This window comes from Sphingobacterium multivorum, from assembly GCF_900457465.1.
In the GTDB taxonomy this organism is placed as follows: Bacteria; Bacteroidota; Bacteroidia; order Sphingobacteriales; family Sphingobacteriaceae; genus Sphingobacterium; species Sphingobacterium multivorum.
This window is the reverse complement of record NZ_UAUU01000009.1, coordinates 286,289-302,522: the sequence shown is the minus strand read 5'-3', so window position 1 is coordinate 302,522 and position 16,234 is coordinate 286,289. Positions and strand designations below refer to the sequence as shown.

Here is a 16,234-nt window from a genome sequence, read left to right as displayed (position 1 = left end):
TTCATCTAGGCCCCGATATCTGCATTTTGGTTAACTTGCTTGATTAAGCTCATGAGTTTGACAACATTGTTTTCGTCAAATAATCCGATAACCCCGCTGTCATCTAGCTCCGTAAAAGGAGGTTCCATGAGATCGGCGGTTTCTAGATAACCGTTGGTTACGAAATAACGTATTACAGTGTCCATAAACTTGATCTGCTTGGCCGAAAGGTTAGCTTCACCAATAAAATTTGTGAAATGAGCCTGTATAGCCTCTTGATCCAAGCCGATAATGGACCGAATAAAAGTTCCTAGCGGCTGATCACCAAATTCTTTTATAAACTCTTCCTTGGACCCCAGTGCCTCCGCTACGAGGTATTGTTCTAACTGCTGTAATTCGAAAGCATTGATCGGTTGATTTTTATGCAATTTGTCGATCACAAGATGATGCTTATTCTTTTTGATAAAGGCGGTTACTCGATCTTTATAACCTTGTAGATTTTTAAAATTTGCGATAATATCATACCCGATAATTTCTTCCTTTAAAAGATTATCATCAAGCTTTGTATAAATAGGTTTAATGTTATTCTCCTCTTTGAGCAAGTGTATTAGATCTCGAATTTCCTTTCGTAGATTTTCAATTTTTGATACTGATGCATCTTGCCAAAAATCTATGGCGGCCATCTCTCTTATGACGATTTCTTTAGCAGCGACAGCAGGTACATTTCGCTTTTTTAATAGTCTCTTTCCTATATCCATAAAGTTCTGGATAAGGACGGTCTGCCGCGGAGATTTATTAATCATTGCTCCTTGCAGTTTATAACTATTTAGATCGAATCGTTTAGCCATTTCATCTATGTCTTCAGTGTAAGGAATAAGATGAGACAGTTCCGTTTCTATAGCAATGATAGCAGATTTATTGAGGTTGTCCCACTTGCTTCTATCTGCAAATTGATGCACTACAGCGAGATGCTTTCTGACCTCATACCGAGCTGTATCCAGCTGCGCTACTTTGGCATGTAGTTGATTGATATATTCCTTTGCTAAAGCTAAATCTTGGTTATTGGCATCCATATTCTCCTGAATAAGGTTAGCAACATGTAATTGTTCCAGAAACAACAGTTGACTTAAAGGTCTTTGCGTATTCGTTTGATAACCGTCCGGATTCTCCTGAAAGAACTCAAGGTTTCGGCAGTAGTCAAATAGTAGGAAGAATTTTTTATCCTCATGGGGTCCAAATAAATCACGACGTAAACGAGTACCCCTTCCTACCATTTGCCAAAACTTAGCATATGATTTTACCGGTTTAAAAAATATGAGATTCAGTACGCTAGGCGCATCGACTCCTGTATCCATCATATCGACCGAAATAGCAATCTGAGGTTCTAGTTCTTCTTTGTCATAACAGAACTTTTCAAGTAAATCTTGCGCTTTGTCATTGTAATTGTCAATGACCCGGCAAAAGTTCCCTCCATATTCGGGATAGTTTTTGTTAAATCGCTCTTCGATAAAAACAGCATGACGATGGTTTCTGGCAAAAATAATCGTTTTGCCGACCTTATCGCCAGAAGCTACTTTTAACCCATTATTCATGAGGTGATCTAAAACAAGATCTACTGTAGGTTCATTAAATAAAAAAGAATTAATCTGAGACGCTCCAACTTCAAATTCCTGAAGGGCTTCATCAGATACCGCTGTCAATCCCAACTTTTCCTCTAATTCGGCCTTATCCTCATCGCTTAAATCTTTGTACTTCACGCCATCCCTTACCATCTGTACAGGGACAGCATACGAGCGTGGCGGTACTAAAAAGCCGTCGTTTACGGCAGTATCTAATTCGTAGGCAAAAGTTGGTATATCATCCTCTAATTGAAAAAATGAATACGTATTTTTATCAAGATCTTTTTTAGGTGTAGCCGTTAACCCAATCAATAAACCATCAAAGTAATCGAAGATAGATTGGTATTTTTGATAAATGGAGCGGTGTGCTTCATCGATGAAAATAGCATCAAAGTGACCTACACCATAATCCCGACTTTCGCCCTCCATTTGGTTGTTGATAAGGTTCATCATGGTTGGATAAGTCGAAAAAACAATTCTGGTATGACCTGTTTCTTTTTCTCTGGTCAGATCTACTGCTGACAAGTGAGGTAAATACTCCTTAAACGCATTTTTAGCCTGTGTGACCAACGCATTTCTATCTGCCAGGAAAAGTATCCGTTTTGCCCAATTGGACTTAGTAAGCATATCCACAATGGCAGCAGCAGTACGTGTTTTACCTGAGCCCGTTGCCATCACCAATAAAGCACGACGATTTGTTCCTCTCAGTTTATCATTCTTCACCGTTACGAAATGCTCCGAAAGTCGCTGTATTGCCTCTAGCTGGTAATATCTCCCCGCGATGGCAGCATTTACTTCAAATTTCCTGATATCCTTTCGCGATTCCCGTCTTTTGATCAATGTTTGTAACTCCGATTTGCTGTAGAAACCGTAAATCTGTCGGGGCGGATAAAACTGATCATCCCATATATACGTTTCATACCCATTGGAGTAAAAAATAATAGGGCGCTGGCCGGTATTTTTTTCTAGACAATCCGCATAAAGTGTGGCCTGGTGTTGACCCTTATGTACATCGTGAAGCGTACTTTTAGCTTCAACAATCGCTAGTGGTTTGGCATCATCGTTCCAAAGGACATAGTCGATGTATCCTTTGCCAGAAGGATTCGTTGATAAAGGCATTCCACTTACTTCAAACTCCAGATCGCGAGGTTTTTGTAGGTTGTCCCATCCAGCTTCTCTCAGATAAAGATCGATGAGCAAGCGACGTGTCTCCAGCTCAGTTATGAGCATAGGCGGCGCTGGTAAAGCGGCGATAACTTGTTCTCGTTCTTCCTTTCTGTTGGCGAGTAGCGATTGTACTTCCTCCAACTGTTTGCGCAACACTTCATTCTGCAGTAAAGCCTTTTGTTTTTCTTTGTAGGCTTCATCTGCAAGCTTTTGAGCCTCTTGATAAGATTGATTTAGTTCTTTAACTTTTTTTACGTTGATATCATCGACCAGACCACGAGGGATTAGATTCTCATCGAATTGTGCTTCTCCCGGAAATCTTTTGGCGTATAATTTTGCTATCCAATGTAAAAAGTTGTACATGCATTTGAGTACATGTAAGGCCTCTGTATCTTTAATTGTTTTTACGGTATTCCCTTTTCCTGCGTGCGAAGCGATATTGCCTAATAAACGAACAGTATTCAATTCTTCACGCACAGAGGACCTTATGTTTTCACGGAATGAGTCCGTATGCAGCAGACTATTGATCGATTTGTCAAATGGCATTTCAAAATCCGAGTCATTTTCGTAAAGCCAAAAAAGCGACATCTCTAACGTAGAGCGGCATAGCATCGCCGCAAAACGCGGTGCTGTAAAAGTATGCTGTTCTGCCTGTGTGATTTCTTGGTAAATAAGAGGAAACTCTTCTGCTAAAAAGTCAAAATTTGATACCATTTATTTCTACTCAATTTTCTATCTATATTAATATGGTTTTATCGCTACATGAAAGGATACCTATGGAAGATACATTAATTATCCTTAAATCATTAAGAAAATGCCGGAAACTTTATTTTCTTTTCAAGTTCTTCACGCCACTCATCCTGATGTGCCATTGTTTCATTGATTTTGTCACGATAGTATACCTGATACCAACTCTGTTTATGAAAGCCTTTAATCGCCTTAAAAATACGCTCGGAATGAATCATCAGCTTCTTAAAAAACTCCTCTTTCGGTTCACGATGATTGTTCAAGATCTGACTTAGAGACACAGGTGTAATATCCAAATCTTGTGCAAACTGTTGTTGTTTTTCGTAGATGGTATTAATATATGTATTTAAAAATGACGTAAATTGATGTTGCACATCACTTTCAGCAGAGTTCAAGTACTCGTCAATTTGTAGTTTTAGCTGCATCAATTTTGCGCGCATGATATCCTGTTCGGACGTTCTAGCCATCCTATCCCTTCTCGCCTGCATTAACAGTTGAGCATCATTTTGTTTTTCCTCCTGCGAATTATACCTCGCGTCTACGCCATATTCGACTGTATTCAAAAGCGTTGTTTTTTTAGTTGTCATGGTCATAAAGTTCAATTAATTCAAAAATCTCCGGAACCTCTAAACTAAGTGTCACTCCGGTAATATTCATTTTATATTTATCGATATAATGCTGTGCGATCTGGGTTTTGGGACGTAATGAAATACAGGCCCATTCACCAAAATCACGTACTGCAAGTTTGGCCACGTATGCCAATAAGTTGCCAATAATTCTGTCGTATATTTTAGCTGCCCCCACATTTTCTACCGATGCGGTTAATAACCTCACATGGATCCGCATCTCATCTGGGATTCTTTCAAAAGAAATCAAGCCCAATATATCGTCTTTCCCTTTAATCGTCAATTTGAATATTTCAAAAGAAGCTTCCTCATTCCAATCAAAGAAATACCTGTTGACAGGTAAGTTTTTGAAATCGCTCTTTTGAACCAGAGCAATTTCGATTAAATGGGACTGACTTGTAGCGACTTCGATAATATTCACAATACAAATATAACTAAAAAAGTTTACAGATAATGTAAACTTTTTGTTCTAATATTGGATAAAAATGAATGGAGACTAACTTACCAACTCACCCTTGAATGCTTTCTGTAATAGCGATTGAAATAATTCCTCGGATTTCTCTGTATTGGTCTGTGCTTTCAGCCGGTTGATAAGCTCTATTTTTTTAGCGAAGGCTTCTTGGAGGTGGATTGGGGGAAATATAATTTCTATATCCTTTATGATGGATAAATTGAGGTTTTTTTGACGCACTCCTCGCTGTCTAGATTTGTGATATTCTTTTGTTAATTGGAGTACTTTGTAAATATATGTTAAATTTCCATGTTCAACTTTTGAATATGCGATAGCTTGATTACAAGTCATAGATATTGTATTTATTGAAGACTTGAGAGCAGCCGTATCGTACATACCTAACATTAGACTGTAAGGTTCAATAAGTTTAGCAGCTGAATTACTTATAGCATTAAGACTGATTTTTTCTTTTGTGTTACAAATGTACATAGAATTAAGTTCTCCTGATGAAACCCAAGGAATAGTGCCGTTAAAATATTGATTATTACTTCTCGAAGGTGTTCCTCCAGTTGCCCAACGCCCTAACTCCTCCAACTTCTTCACCTCCCAACCTTTTTCATTCCTTACCGGATCGCCGAACATATCGGTAAAGATAGCTTGCGCAAGTTCGTCATATTTGGCTTGTAGATCTTTGTCTTTGCGACGTAATTCATCCGCCTTGTCCAAGATCGTAGCTATTTTTTCTTGAATTGGTAATGGGGGGAGTGGTATTATAGATTCTTTTAAAAACTTAAAGTGACGGCTGTATCCCACATTGGGGAGCTTTAATGTTTTTAAGAAATGAAACAAGTATTTGGAATCTAGTTTTTGACATGGTTCCAAAACTTTAACACCATCAGCTCCTAGAATAAAATCAAAATTAACGTATTTTATACATTTAGAATGATCTCCAAATACGACAACAGGCTTAACAACTTTAACTGTTAAATCGTCATCAAAATATCCACCAATAAACTTTTCACCCTGATCTACTATCGGATACTTTCCTTTATCTAAATATTTATCTTGATTTAATTTTTTGTTTCCTCCCGTAACATCTTTTACAACATCTGTAAATTTAACTTTCTCCCACATATTACAACAGCCCTTTCAATTCGTTTAACAATACCTGTCTCTCCCGATCAATTTCCGCGATCTGCTCAAGGATAGCTGCAGGCTTCTCGTAGCTAATCTCTTCATACACGACCTCTTTATATCTATTGATACTCAAGTCATACCCATTATCGCGGATTTCCTGCGCTGGCACGAAGAATGACTGATCCGTACGGCTGCGATCTTGCTCGCTAGCTTGGTTATGGTATCGTGTCACAATATCCGGGATATCATTGGCAGCAATAGCATTGCGCTTGTCGTCCAAGCTATAACCATCGGCTTTCATATCGTAATACCATACCTTGTCAGTACCGCCCGAATTGGTCTTGGTAAAGATCAGAATTGCGGTACTTACCCCTGCATAAGGTTTAAATACCCCCGAAGGCATGGAGATCACAGCTTGCAACTGTTGATTGTCCACCAATTCTTTGCGAATGGCTTTGTGCGCAGTGGATGATCCAAATAAAACGCCATCAGGAACGATCACAGCAGCACGTCCTCCCAATGTCATCATGCGTAGCATCAGACTCAAGAAAAGAATCTCGGTTTTCTTCGTATTTGTCATTTGGAGCAAGGAGCTCTCGACATCATTTGCATTCAGCGCGCCCTTAAATGGCGGATTGGCTAAGATAAGGGAGTATTGCGAATTGACACTGTTTCGCTCTGCCAATGCGGACCCTGAAAAAAGTACAGGATTCTCAATGCCGTGCAATTGCAAATTCATCGAAGCGATGCGCAACATGGAGGGATCGATTTCCATTCCATTAAACATATTGCCGTAATAATGTTCACGGAAGGCTTTATCGAGCAGCCAGTCTTCATGCGTTTCTTGGATATATTCAGCAGCATTCACCAAGAAACCTGCAGTTCCCATTGCCGGATCACAGATGGTATCGTCTTGCTGGGGTTGCATCAGCTCCACCATCATGCGGATGATATGTCGTGGAGTCCGGAACTGCCCATTGGTACCTGCCTCTGCAATTTTACTTAGCATATACTCGTATAGATCACCTTTCGTATCTCTGTTACTCAAAGGTAATTTGTCGATCTGTTGTACTACGCTATCTAACAAACTTGGACTCTCTATCATGAAAGTTGCGCCTTTCATGTACTGCGAAAATTTACCTCCTGCAGTACCGAGCGTACGCATAAAGTCAAATGCCGTCAGGTTCTCTAGATCTGTTTGTGGTATGCGAAAGATATCCATCATGCGCTCAGGATCTAAGTCTTTAAAATAAGACCAACGTAGTGATTTCTGCTCTTCGGTGTAGATATCTGCTTTTTTTGAGCTTCCCAATAATTGTTTTTCTTTGTCAATCGTAATCTGCCTATCATCCAATTGTTTTAAGAAAATCAGATAGGTAAATTGTTCAATAACGGTCAAGGGGTTAGAAATTCCTCCTGTCCAGAAGTCATTCCATATTTTATCTATTTGGGATTTTATTTCTCCAGTAATCATCAGTATTGGGGTAATTTGTTTTTTTTTGCTCTGTAAAGGTAAAGATTTGTTTTTGTTCTTTTTGATCGCTACGAAAGAATCAAAAAACTTCGCTAGGATTTTTTACCTTTTTGTAGTATATTAATTCCTGTCTAAATTTGAAGCTATTATTTCTATACTATGCTCGTATATCTTACCATACAAATCAATTGGATATTTTAAATCAGGAGACATATCTCTCCTAAAGAGCACCACATATAAATCGTTGATTATTTTTCGGACCTCTTGAATTACCTCCATTTGTTTGTTAAAGGAGATTGGATTTTCATTCGAAATCTTAATTTGCTCTTTGGTTTTAAATTCATGAGCCTCGGCATCTCTTTTATTTATAAGTTTATCTATATCTCCTTGGTACTTTTTATAAAAAAGTGATATTTTATCCAAAATTGTTTTAATCAAAGCATTGCTTGTTTTTACTTGGTTACCTTCGAGATAGTTTTTCAAACAGTTTAATGAGTGCTTCTCATCATCTTTAGGGTTGTTTTTCAAAATATAAGCAGTACGGATTAATGCTAATTCGTTATGGTAAAAAATCATATCTGTACTAAGATCACCTCGTAATCCATTCTCGGATATTAATCTATCTAAATTAAGGACAGCGTTAATATGCATCTCGATTTCGTAAGTGACGCGATACATCCAAAAAAGGTGATTTTCTACCTCATAGCGTTGATCGCTAGTTTTAAAAAAAGTCATCATTTCTATTTGTTTTAGTTTATAATACAAATGTAAATAGTGTATGTGCACTCTATATGCATAGTTGTCAGATCGTCTGCCTTCGGTCGCAATTATATGGAGAATTTGTGAGGCAGAAATTGAAAGACTTACGTATACTGTTTTAAACTTTCTTCTATTCTGGCTTTAAAATCTTCCCGAAGTTGCTTAGGGTGAATGACCTCCACAGCAGGACCAAAACCTAGTACCTGAGCATAAAACTCATAATTTGGAATAATCTCCAGTTGCAAGATGATATATTCCGAGCCGCGTTCGATAACAGTCTGTGAAGGATGTAAAGGCTTCGATTCAATATATGGCCATAGCGACTTATTCACTTTGATTTTGACAAACTGACAAGCGCCGCCAATAGGTTTACTAACGCCTATTATATCTTCGAAGTACGCTTCATGCGTGTCCTTCTGAAGACTAAATGCGATACCTTCGGCTGACTCAAACGTAATCATACGATCCAGCGCTAGACTGGTCCAAGTATCAAAGCCGCCCCGCTGGCCAAAGAGAAACCATCGCTTGTTATATTGTTTCAGAAAATATGGATGTATTAAAAAATCTTCTTCTTTATCTTGATTGAACGATTTGTACCGTACGGTCAATACTTGTTTTTGCTGTATGAATTTTAGCAAATCTCCCAAAAGATGGAGATTTTTAAGGTATTCATTTTGGTCAAAAAAGATGCATTCGTCCAGATCCTCCAATTGAAAACTCTTTTTGAGTTTCAACGCCAGTTCTTGGACAAAATAAAATTGGGGCAAACCTTTAAATCTTCCTAACATATCCAGCGTCATTTTTAGTAAATCAGCTTCCACGGGATTAATTTGTTGCATGCCGATCGAATATCCTCCGTCGGCATAACGGTAGTAGGTCTTTTTCCCATCTTTAAAAGATGCTATGGGGGCTCGGAAACCTGTCTCACTACGCATAAAATCGATGTCTTTCAAAATTTGTCTGCGAGAGATAGAGGAGTTCCTGCCAGTATAGTCCATTAAAGCTGCCGAGACATATTCGATAAGGTCATCGATAAAAAATTTCCGGCCTTTGTTGGAAAAACACCTGTCCAAGGCTTCGTAACGTATAATTGCATGTTTGTTGGTGGCCATCACAAATTTATTGGTCTATAACAAAGATAAGGCTTTTCTATGCATTGTATGTGCATAGAAGATCGTAAACCAGTGAACATACAGTGCACACGACCTTATTTACTTTGTAGCAAGTTTATTCATTCAATAATTACATTTCCTACGGTAACCCGTAATGTTGAGTGAAATGAACTGGATATGTTTGCCAAAATTATTTAACTATGTATAAATTACTACTTTCAGGATTATTGATCTTATCGCTGAGCGCTTGCCAAAGTTATAAATATGGCAGTGAGGGCCCCACAGAAAAGAGCAACCTGACCATGGGGGTGGTCAAAAGCCGAATCATCAAAGGTGAAACAACACAAGACGAAATCCTCAAACTATTTGGATCCCCAAATCTTGTTTCCAAAAATAAATCAAACCGTGAAGTCTGGAGCTACAACAAGATGTCAGTCGAACAAAAAGCGGGATCAACAGATTTTTTTGCTGGTCAACGTGCGAGCCAAAGCAGCAGCAGTAGATCTTTTGATCTGATCATTACGTTTGATGAAAAAGATATTGTTGCAGATTATTCCGTTATATCTACCGCATTTTAACCTTAAAACACACAAAAATGAAAAAAATTATTACGTTATTATGTATTGCCATCCTATTTGGCTCATGTGCTACAAAAATGGTTACCAAATCACCTACAGAAGTAAAGATGATGACCACAAAGCAATTGGAATCTAATCAAGAACTCGTATTCAAGTCAGTAATCAGTCTACTACATTCCGAAAGTTATATCATTGATCGCGCCGATAAAGAAACAGGATTGATCAACGCCAGCAAAAGAATTGAAAATAAAAATGCGGCCTCCCAGCGTTTTTGGACGGGTGTATCCAAAGATGCCAATACTTCCAAAGCGATGTTTTATATAGAACCGATAAATGATGAAGTAACGGAAGTCAAGATTACCATGTACGAAGGGTCTGAGTCTAGCCGCAACGGTTACTGGGGTCAGGTGAATAAAGATACAAAAGAACAAATGATCTATGAGCCGCAGGTCTACCAAACCTGGTTCCAAAGCCTACAAGCCGAAATCGAACGTCGCAAAGCATTGGGTAGATAAATTGTCGTTAACAATATTATTCACTTAGATTTATAAATGAATAGTCATAAAAAAGGGATGTTCATTCTTGCTGAACATCCCTTTTTTATAATTTTTATACGACGGAGTACTATTTTCCTTCCTTCAATTTTTTTACTTCATTGGTAAGGTCCAACACCGCCTGGCTCAATGCTGCAATGGATTGTGTCTTCGCTCGATCCTCCTCAATAAATTTTTCAAGCAATGCGACCAGCTTATCTGATCCATCATTGTTAAATGTTGGTTGGGAATGTTGACTAGAGTTGGTTGAGTGATCGTTAAATGTATGTGAATGCTGTATATTATAAATTACATTTTCATCTTTAAAAGATTGTACAAATTCAGGTGTCACCCCCAATGCAGTAGCCAGCTCTTCTAAAAGCGGCTCATCGAGTGCGACCATATTTTCAAAGTCCGAAATCCGTTGCTGCGAGTATTTGTTGCGGCAAAGCTGACCGAAAGCCTCCTGCTTAATTCCCTGAATCTCACGGATGCGTTTAATATTGTGACCGATATGCATGGTTTCGTTTTTTTCTTTAAAAATAGTATTCATAATCTAGCAAAATTAGAGGCTGGTTTTTTACCGGTAAATCGGTGGAATACCACACCCGAAAATAATAAGTAATGCAATAACTTTGCCTTTAAAGTTACGAATTATTATTGTAACGAACAGCAACAGCTGAACGCTCTTTGACCTATTGGTATTGAAAGAAATTTTATAAGATCAATAAAAATTAAAAATAATGAGGCTGCTTGATAAGGCTTCTTGTCCTAATATACACAACTGAGGCCGTTCCTTGTTAATAAGGAAACTTTATAACGTATGCATAAAGTGGCTGTCTTACGTCTGCTACATATAAGAATAGCTGACCGTTTGTGACACCGCAGGTTGAAAGTGATTTCAAGTACAAAATCTATATTATGCACAACTAGTTTCTCACGCGCTCAACAGTGCTAAAAGTATATACGATAGGTGAGCATGCTCTTGATATAAACTTACACAATTAGCGTTCGCTTACTCGTTTTCCGTAGCATATCAATAATTCGTATACACAAAGGTTGGCGCTCGCTTTAAATCTGTTTAATAAGAAATATATCAATACCAATTTTGTCAATGTGCTATTCAGCTTTAATATACCTATCATAAGATCAAGGTTTCCCGAGAAATCCGTCAGAGCCGGTCGAGATCTGTAAAAGTGATAAACCAATTAAACATGGATTATGGAAAAAGGAACTTTGACACAAGAAGACGAGGAACTCATGGGGCAATACGGCGAATACAGACAGATTAAAAAGGGAGCTTTGCTCCACAGAGAGGGAATGGTAGCAAACTATGCATCAACTCAAAGACTCACCCCACAAACGCTACGAAGATTTTGTGTCAAATTACCCCAATATCTACAATCGCATTCCGCTTTATATGATCGCTTCTTACCTAGGTATTTCAAGAAAAACACTGACAAGGGTTAGGGGCGGGAAATAATTAGTCACTTTATCACCATCTACACTCCTGATAAAAAGGTTTATCAAAATAATGATGATAAAAAAGGCTAAATTAACCGTAGTTCAGTTAGCCTCTTCTTACAACGTTGACAATAAAAAACCTTATGGATTGGTAGACCACAAACTGAATTCTTTTACAAAAGCACGTTTTGGCAATTCCAGATGGTGTACGACTAGGGTCGCCAAATCTTCCGGCTGTAATACTTTTTCTTCGTTTCCATCGGTGAAGTTGGCGTTCACCGTCATATCTGTGGCAATGGTACTCGGGTTGATGGTCGATACACGAATGTTGGACTTGCGGCCTTCTTGCATCACACTCTCGGTAAGATTGATCACCGCTGCTTTTGATGCTCCGTAGGCACTCATTTTTGCAGAACCTTTCAAACCTGAGGTAGATGCTATGTTAATGATATCACCACCATTGTTTTTGACCATCTCCGGGAATACCTCGTGGATCATATAATACGTTCCAAATACATTTATTTTGAAAGCTTGCTCCCATTGCTCAACTGGCAATTCGTTGATACCTCCTACAGCCAAAACTCCGGCACTATTAATAAGAATATCAATAGTTTCAAAAGTTTCCAAAATACTTTTTACCGTGTCTTGCACACCTGTATAATCTGAGACATCCAAGGCATAAGTTTGCACTTTTACATCGCTGTTAATGGCGCTGATTTCAGCAGCTACCCGTAACAAATCTTTTTCTGTACGACCTGCCAGAGCGATATTGACCCCTTCTTTTGCCAATTCCAAAGCCATCGCTTTACCTAACCCTTTACCAGCACCTGTGATAAGGGCATTCTTATTTTTTAAATCTTGCATATTTCTATTTTATATATCGCAAAATTCTGTTTTTATTTTATTATAAACGACTATTGAGTATTAAAATGTAAATTTGTTCCGTAATAATGAACAAAACATGATACAGTCGCTCGAGAAGCTATTTCTCATTATGGATTATATGGTACAAAACGGTAATCGGGTGCGTATACAAGATATTGCATCAGGTTTGGATATGAAAAAATCTACGGTACATAATTTTGTTAAAACCTTGGTGCAGATGGGCTATGCAGATCAAGAGGAACTTTCTACCCGATATTACCTCACAGGCAAAATGCATCACCTCATCCCAACGGAATATTCTACCGCTACACTGAAAACAGACTATCGTCCTATCGTAGAAAAAATAACCGAACTCACCGGTGAAACCGCTTATCTAACCATACAGCTAGGATCCTATATGCGGCACGAACTAAAAAGCGATCCCAAACGCTCTGTACGTATAAGTCTAGAAGTAGGTAAAGAAATGGATGTAATGAATTCGGCTTTGGGCAATGTTTTTATGGCACATTCACCGAGTTTGACCAAACAATTAATGGTTAATCTCATCGAGCCAGAACAAATCAAATTGCAAAAGCAACTCAATAATGTAATAGAAAAAGGCTATGCTGAAGATTATGAACGTTTGGAAAAAGAGATGAATTGCGTAGCGGTACCAATTTATAGTAATAATAAATTATTGGCAGCAATTGGTATTTCAGGCCCATCGTATCGTTTTGGAACTAAAGAAATGCAACAGGGAATACAGATCATTCAATCATTATTAAAGAATAAGGTATCTTAATCTACACGATAATCGTTCTATAGCGTGTAGATGGAATGCATCATGCTTATTGTACTGTGACAATTAAAAATGTAACATTGATTATTGTTGAGTAAAGGAAAAGAGTCCTCGCCAATTCCAGGACTCTTTTCCTTTACTCATTTTATCATTTCCCTTTTGTTTGAACCAAAAATCGAAAATTGCAATTAATGTAGCAGATCAGGTCGGACAAATGTTGTAAGTTTGAAATTAGCTGTTAACGCGATGTGGAGAATGAAGCCTCGTAGACCTTCAAATTCCCTTTGTTGTCTTTCACTTCAAGTTTAAAGTCGTGTCTGCCACTGCTGAGTTCCGGTTCGAAGTCATGCCAGATATGTCTTGTTTTAGGGTCATATTTCATTAAAGCCCATTTCCCGTCAATATAAGCGTCAAAAGTAGCTATACCCGATAGATTGTCACTGATGGTAAAATCGATGGAGCGTTGATTGGAAACATTCTTGCCGTCGGTCAGGTTACGCGCAGTGATATTTGGTGCAATGGTATCGACAGCGATGTAAAAACCACCAAATTCGCGTACGTTGGCTACCACCCAGCCGTTCTCATATTGACCACCTTGTGCTCCGCCATCAGAAGAAACAATCAAGGCTTTGTCATAAAGATTTTCAGACAAGCTGTAGTCTGGTTTGATCATGAGCTTATAAAATCCGAACACCGGTGTATAAGCGTTGTGGATATAGTGCATTGCCGAGTAGCCTTTTGCAGGTTTTGCTCCCTGCGAATAATTGAAGTAAAGGTCGTCATACAATATATTTTTGCTCATATAAACCCGAGCATTCTCCGCTTCATATTTGTTTTCATCGGCATAGTGAAACATTTTAAGCCCCTTCGCATTTGGGCGGCTGATGGAAAGTGAAGGGTTATTCTGCACCTTAAAATTCAATTCGCTCGTATTCCCTTGAACATCCTTGACCACATATTTTACCTCATGCACCTCATTGTCTTTCAACGTTATTTTACCGAGGTTATCCAAGTTTTTGAAGATGTTGATCGGATTGTTAGGATCTTTGAAGCTCTTTTGCACGCGTACCCCTGACTTTTTTAAATAAGGGTAGTCTACGTAGGACTGTATCGCACGGGTCTGATCAAAAGGAATGGATTCGAACAGTACCGTGCTGATGTTTTTATTGTCTAAAAATAGTTCAATCGAATATACACCATATGTAAAAGAGATTCCTCTCCGTTTATCAACGGTGTTGATTCCCAATCCAAAGGTACCATTCACAGAGATAGGGGCGTTTGTTGCTAAACTATAATTGCCGCTACCAACAGATCTGATGGTTTGATGCCTGCGGGGCGTATTTTCATCAAACAGTTCGGAACCCAAATCGTAGACCGTCATACCGCGGATAATCGGTTTGACACCGTCTGGAAACAACAGTCCAAACAATTGCGGATTGAGCGGCAATTGTGCTTTTGTATCCCGGATTTCAAAATGAAGATGTGGACCTGCAGACCCGCCTGTATTGCCCGAATTTGCAATAAACTCACCTTTTCTTACAAGTACTTGGTTGGGTTTGAGAAATATATCGACATCAAAACGTTTTTGCTTGTACTGCTCATCTTTAACGATTTTCGCAAGATCCGAATTAAAGCTTTCGAGGTGCATGTACACCGAGGTGTAACCATTGGGATGATCAATGTAAACATAATTACCACCACCACCTATCTGTACCCTGACGCGGGATACAAAACCTTCGGCTGCTGCATGTACAGGAATATTGATGCGTTGTTGTGTCCGGTAATCGTCTCCACCATGGAAATGCGTTGCGCGCAATTCGCCGAACGATCCTGAAGCCTGCGGCGCAATGTCCATGGGCCGTACAAAATAGTTTTGTGGATAATTGCGGCTTTTGATAATATCTTGTCCCTTGCTTAGACCTGCCATGCAGGCCAGCAGGGAGAGCATTGCTGTCGTTTTTTTTATCATGCTATTCCCAGCTATTTGATTTTACAGCTAAACATCTTCTGTTCGCCAATGAAACCTTCCAATAAATCGCCGATGGCTACAGATCCGACACCAACTGGAGTTCCGGTGTAAATGAGGTCACCTTTGCGTAGGGTAATAAATTTGGAGGTATATACAATCAGATCTTCGTAGGAAAATATCATATCCTTGGTATTTCCCTGCTGAACTTTTTGCCCATTTTGCTGCAGGGAGAAATCAATCGAATTTACTTCCGCAAATTCTTCTTTAGGAATCAGGTTGCTGATGACTGCCGAATGGTCAAATGCTTTTGCCAATTCCCAGGGAAGGCTTTTTGCTTTAAGTTCCTGCTGTACATCTCTGGCGGTGAAGTCAATCCCTAGGCCGATAGCATCGAAATAGGTTGATGCAAATTTTGGTGTCACATGTTTTCCTTCCTTACAGACCCGGAGGACAACTTCGGTTTCGAACTGAATGTTTTTGGAGAATTCGGGGTAATAGAAATCTTTGTTATCCTTTAAGACCGCTGTATCGGGTTTTAAAAATATAATGGGATTCTCTGGGACTGGATTATTGAGCTCTTTCGCGTGGTCGATGTAATTGCGACCTATTGCAATTATTTTCATGATATAAATTTTTAAGGCAATGAAACTTTCAGATTTCTTGCGAACTCATGAGCTCGGTTTTCATCGCGTGTACATTTGAGGCGCTATTAGAAAGTACTATATGCTATTTGTGAATTACCTACACTTGGCCGGAATGCGCTATGCTAACGAACGTCATGTGAGGAACGATATGGTTATCTTCTAAAAACTTATCGTGCATCCATACTCGGTATACTTTAGTTTTCATTTACCACAACAAACTTAATAAATGTCCAAAGCTTATCCAAAAATGGAGAAAAACAACTACATGCGTAATTTAGATCAAAGTATATATTTATATAGGTTTTAGTTAGG

At 38.7% G+C, this 16,234-nt stretch carries 15 protein-coding genes; 4 read left to right on the top strand and 11 right to left on the bottom strand.

Going from position 1 to position 16,234, the window contains the following annotated elements; translation table 11 throughout:
* Nucleotides 1–5: 5 nt before the first annotated feature.
* The 7 genes from DTA23_RS12920 to DTA23_RS12890 form a co-directional block, all read right to left on the bottom strand.
* Nucleotides 6–3,479, bottom strand: a complete 3,474-nt coding sequence (locus tag DTA23_RS12920) for a DEAD/DEAH box helicase family protein (RefSeq protein ID WP_112374991.1) — start codon at nt 3,477–3,479, stop codon at nt 6–8.
* Nucleotides 3,480–3,571: 92 nt separating this feature from the next.
* Complete coding sequence (locus DTA23_RS12915; RefSeq protein WP_112374990.1) at nt 3,572–4,099, bottom strand: helix-turn-helix transcriptional regulator; 528 nt, start codon at nt 4,097–4,099, stop codon at nt 3,572–3,574.
* Entirely contained in the window at nt 4,089–4,559 is a 471-nt protein-coding gene (locus DTA23_RS12910) for an N-acetyltransferase (protein ID WP_112374989.1), read from the bottom strand. Before DTA23_RS12910 ends, DTA23_RS12915 begins: the two co-directional genes overlap by 11 nt.
* Before the next feature lie 75 nt (nt 4,560–4,634).
* A complete protein-coding gene (locus DTA23_RS12905) occupies nt 4,635–5,723 on the bottom strand; it encodes a restriction endonuclease subunit S (protein ID WP_112374988.1) in 1,089 nt (362 codons plus the stop codon).
* A gap of 1 nt (nt 5,724) precedes the next feature.
* Nucleotides 5,725–7,200, bottom strand: coding sequence for a class I SAM-dependent DNA methyltransferase (locus DTA23_RS12900; RefSeq protein ID WP_112374987.1), 1,476 nt, complete (start codon nt 7,198–7,200; stop codon nt 5,725–5,727).
* A 120-nt stretch (nt 7,201–7,320) separates the two neighbouring features.
* On the bottom strand, nt 7,321–7,938 hold the full coding sequence (locus DTA23_RS12895) for a hypothetical protein (RefSeq protein WP_112374986.1): 618 nt from the start codon (nt 7,936–7,938) through the stop codon (nt 7,321–7,323).
* Nucleotides 7,939–8,063: 125 nt separating this feature from the next.
* Nucleotides 8,064–9,071 carry a helix-turn-helix transcriptional regulator gene (locus DTA23_RS12890; protein ID WP_112374985.1) on the bottom strand — a complete coding sequence of 336 codons (1,008 nt, stop codon included), beginning with the start codon at nt 9,069–9,071 and terminating at the stop codon, nt 8,064–8,066.
* A gap of 200 nt (nt 9,072–9,271) precedes the next feature.
* Here DTA23_RS12890 and DTA23_RS12885 point away from each other — a divergent pair, with 200 nt between their 5' ends.
* Together DTA23_RS12885 and DTA23_RS12880 are read left to right on the top strand one after the other, a co-directional pair.
* Complete coding sequence (locus DTA23_RS12885; protein ID WP_112374984.1) at nt 9,272–9,649, top strand: hypothetical protein; 378 nt, start codon at nt 9,272–9,274, stop codon at nt 9,647–9,649.
* A gap of 17 nt (nt 9,650–9,666) precedes the next feature.
* Nucleotides 9,667–10,164, top strand: coding sequence for a hypothetical protein (locus DTA23_RS12880; protein WP_112374983.1), 498 nt, complete (start codon nt 9,667–9,669; stop codon nt 10,162–10,164).
* Between the two features lie 109 nt (nt 10,165–10,273).
* Here DTA23_RS12880 and DTA23_RS12875 read toward each other — a convergent pair whose 3' ends face one another.
* A complete protein-coding gene (locus tag DTA23_RS12875; protein ID WP_112374982.1) occupies nt 10,274–10,735 on the bottom strand; it encodes a helix-turn-helix domain-containing protein in 462 nt (153 codons plus the stop codon).
* A gap of 668 nt (nt 10,736–11,403) precedes the next feature.
* On the opposite strand from DTA23_RS12875, the gene DTA23_RS12870 reads away from it, so the two are divergent.
* Entirely contained in the window at nt 11,404–11,652 is a 249-nt protein-coding gene (locus tag DTA23_RS12870; protein WP_112374981.1) for a hypothetical protein, read from the top strand.
* 135 nt (nt 11,653–11,787) lie between these two features.
* Here DTA23_RS12870 and DTA23_RS12865 read toward each other — a convergent pair whose 3' ends face one another.
* Nucleotides 11,788–12,510: a 3-ketoacyl-ACP reductase gene (locus DTA23_RS12865; protein WP_112374980.1), complete on the bottom strand. Its 723-nt coding sequence runs from the start codon at nt 12,508–12,510 to the stop codon at nt 11,788–11,790.
* 97 nt (nt 12,511–12,607) lie between these two features.
* Between DTA23_RS12865 and DTA23_RS12860 the strand changes: the two genes are divergently transcribed.
* Nucleotides 12,608–13,312, top strand: coding sequence for an IclR family transcriptional regulator (locus tag DTA23_RS12860; protein ID WP_112374979.1), 705 nt, complete (start codon nt 12,608–12,610; stop codon nt 13,310–13,312).
* A gap of 235 nt (nt 13,313–13,547) precedes the next feature.
* Here the strand turns inward: DTA23_RS12860 and DTA23_RS12855 are convergent, their stop codons facing one another.
* Both DTA23_RS12855 and DTA23_RS12850 read right to left on the bottom strand, forming a co-directional pair.
* Nucleotides 13,548–15,278 carry a M23 family metallopeptidase gene (locus tag DTA23_RS12855; RefSeq protein WP_239468766.1) on the bottom strand — a complete coding sequence of 577 codons (1,731 nt, stop codon included), beginning with the start codon at nt 15,276–15,278 and terminating at the stop codon, nt 13,548–13,550.
* 11 nt (nt 15,279–15,289) lie between these two features.
* Nucleotides 15,290–15,901 carry a fumarylacetoacetate hydrolase family protein gene (locus tag DTA23_RS12850; RefSeq protein ID WP_070570197.1) on the bottom strand — a complete coding sequence of 204 codons (612 nt, stop codon included), beginning with the start codon at nt 15,899–15,901 and terminating at the stop codon, nt 15,290–15,292.
* Nucleotides 15,902–16,234: the final 333 nt, after the last annotated feature.

Excerpts from the sequence above, each read along its gene's own strand:
- DTA23_RS12920 (WP_112374991.1), bottom strand. The coding sequence starts at position 3,479 with ATGGTATCAAATTTTGACTTTTTAGCAGAAGAGTTTCCTCTTATTTAC.
- DTA23_RS12915 (WP_112374990.1), bottom strand. The coding sequence starts at position 4,099 with ATGACAACTAAAAAAACAACGCTTTTGAATACAGTCGAATATGGCGTA.
- DTA23_RS12905 (WP_112374988.1), bottom strand. The coding sequence starts at position 5,723 with ATGTGGGAGAAAGTTAAATTTACAGATGTTGTAAAAGATGTTACGGGA.
- DTA23_RS12900 (WP_112374987.1), bottom strand. The coding sequence starts at position 7,200 with ATGATTACTGGAGAAATAAAATCCCAAATAGATAAAATATGGAATGAC.
- DTA23_RS12895 (WP_112374986.1), bottom strand. The coding sequence starts at position 7,938 with ATGATGACTTTTTTTAAAACTAGCGATCAACGCTATGAGGTAGAAAAT.
- DTA23_RS12890 (WP_112374985.1), bottom strand. The coding sequence starts at position 9,071 with ATGGCCACCAACAAACATGCAATTATACGTTACGAAGCCTTGGACAGG.
- DTA23_RS12885 (WP_112374984.1), top strand. The coding sequence starts at position 9,272 with ATGTATAAATTACTACTTTCAGGATTATTGATCTTATCGCTGAGCGCT.
- DTA23_RS12880 (WP_112374983.1), top strand. The coding sequence starts at position 9,667 with ATGAAAAAAATTATTACGTTATTATGTATTGCCATCCTATTTGGCTCA.
- DTA23_RS12875 (WP_112374982.1), bottom strand. The coding sequence starts at position 10,735 with ATGAATACTATTTTTAAAGAAAAAAACGAAACCATGCATATCGGTCAC.
- DTA23_RS12870 (WP_112374981.1), top strand. The coding sequence starts at position 11,404 with ATGGAAAAAGGAACTTTGACACAAGAAGACGAGGAACTCATGGGGCAA.
- DTA23_RS12865 (WP_112374980.1), bottom strand. The coding sequence starts at position 12,510 with ATGCAAGATTTAAAAAATAAGAATGCCCTTATCACAGGTGCTGGTAAA.
- DTA23_RS12860 (WP_112374979.1), top strand. The coding sequence starts at position 12,608 with ATGATACAGTCGCTCGAGAAGCTATTTCTCATTATGGATTATATGGTA.
- DTA23_RS12855 (WP_239468766.1), bottom strand. The coding sequence starts at position 15,278 with ATGATAAAAAAAACGACAGCAATGCTCTCCCTGCTGGCCTGCATGGCA.
- DTA23_RS12850 (WP_070570197.1), bottom strand. The coding sequence starts at position 15,901 with ATGAAAATAATTGCAATAGGTCGCAATTACATCGACCACGCGAAAGAG.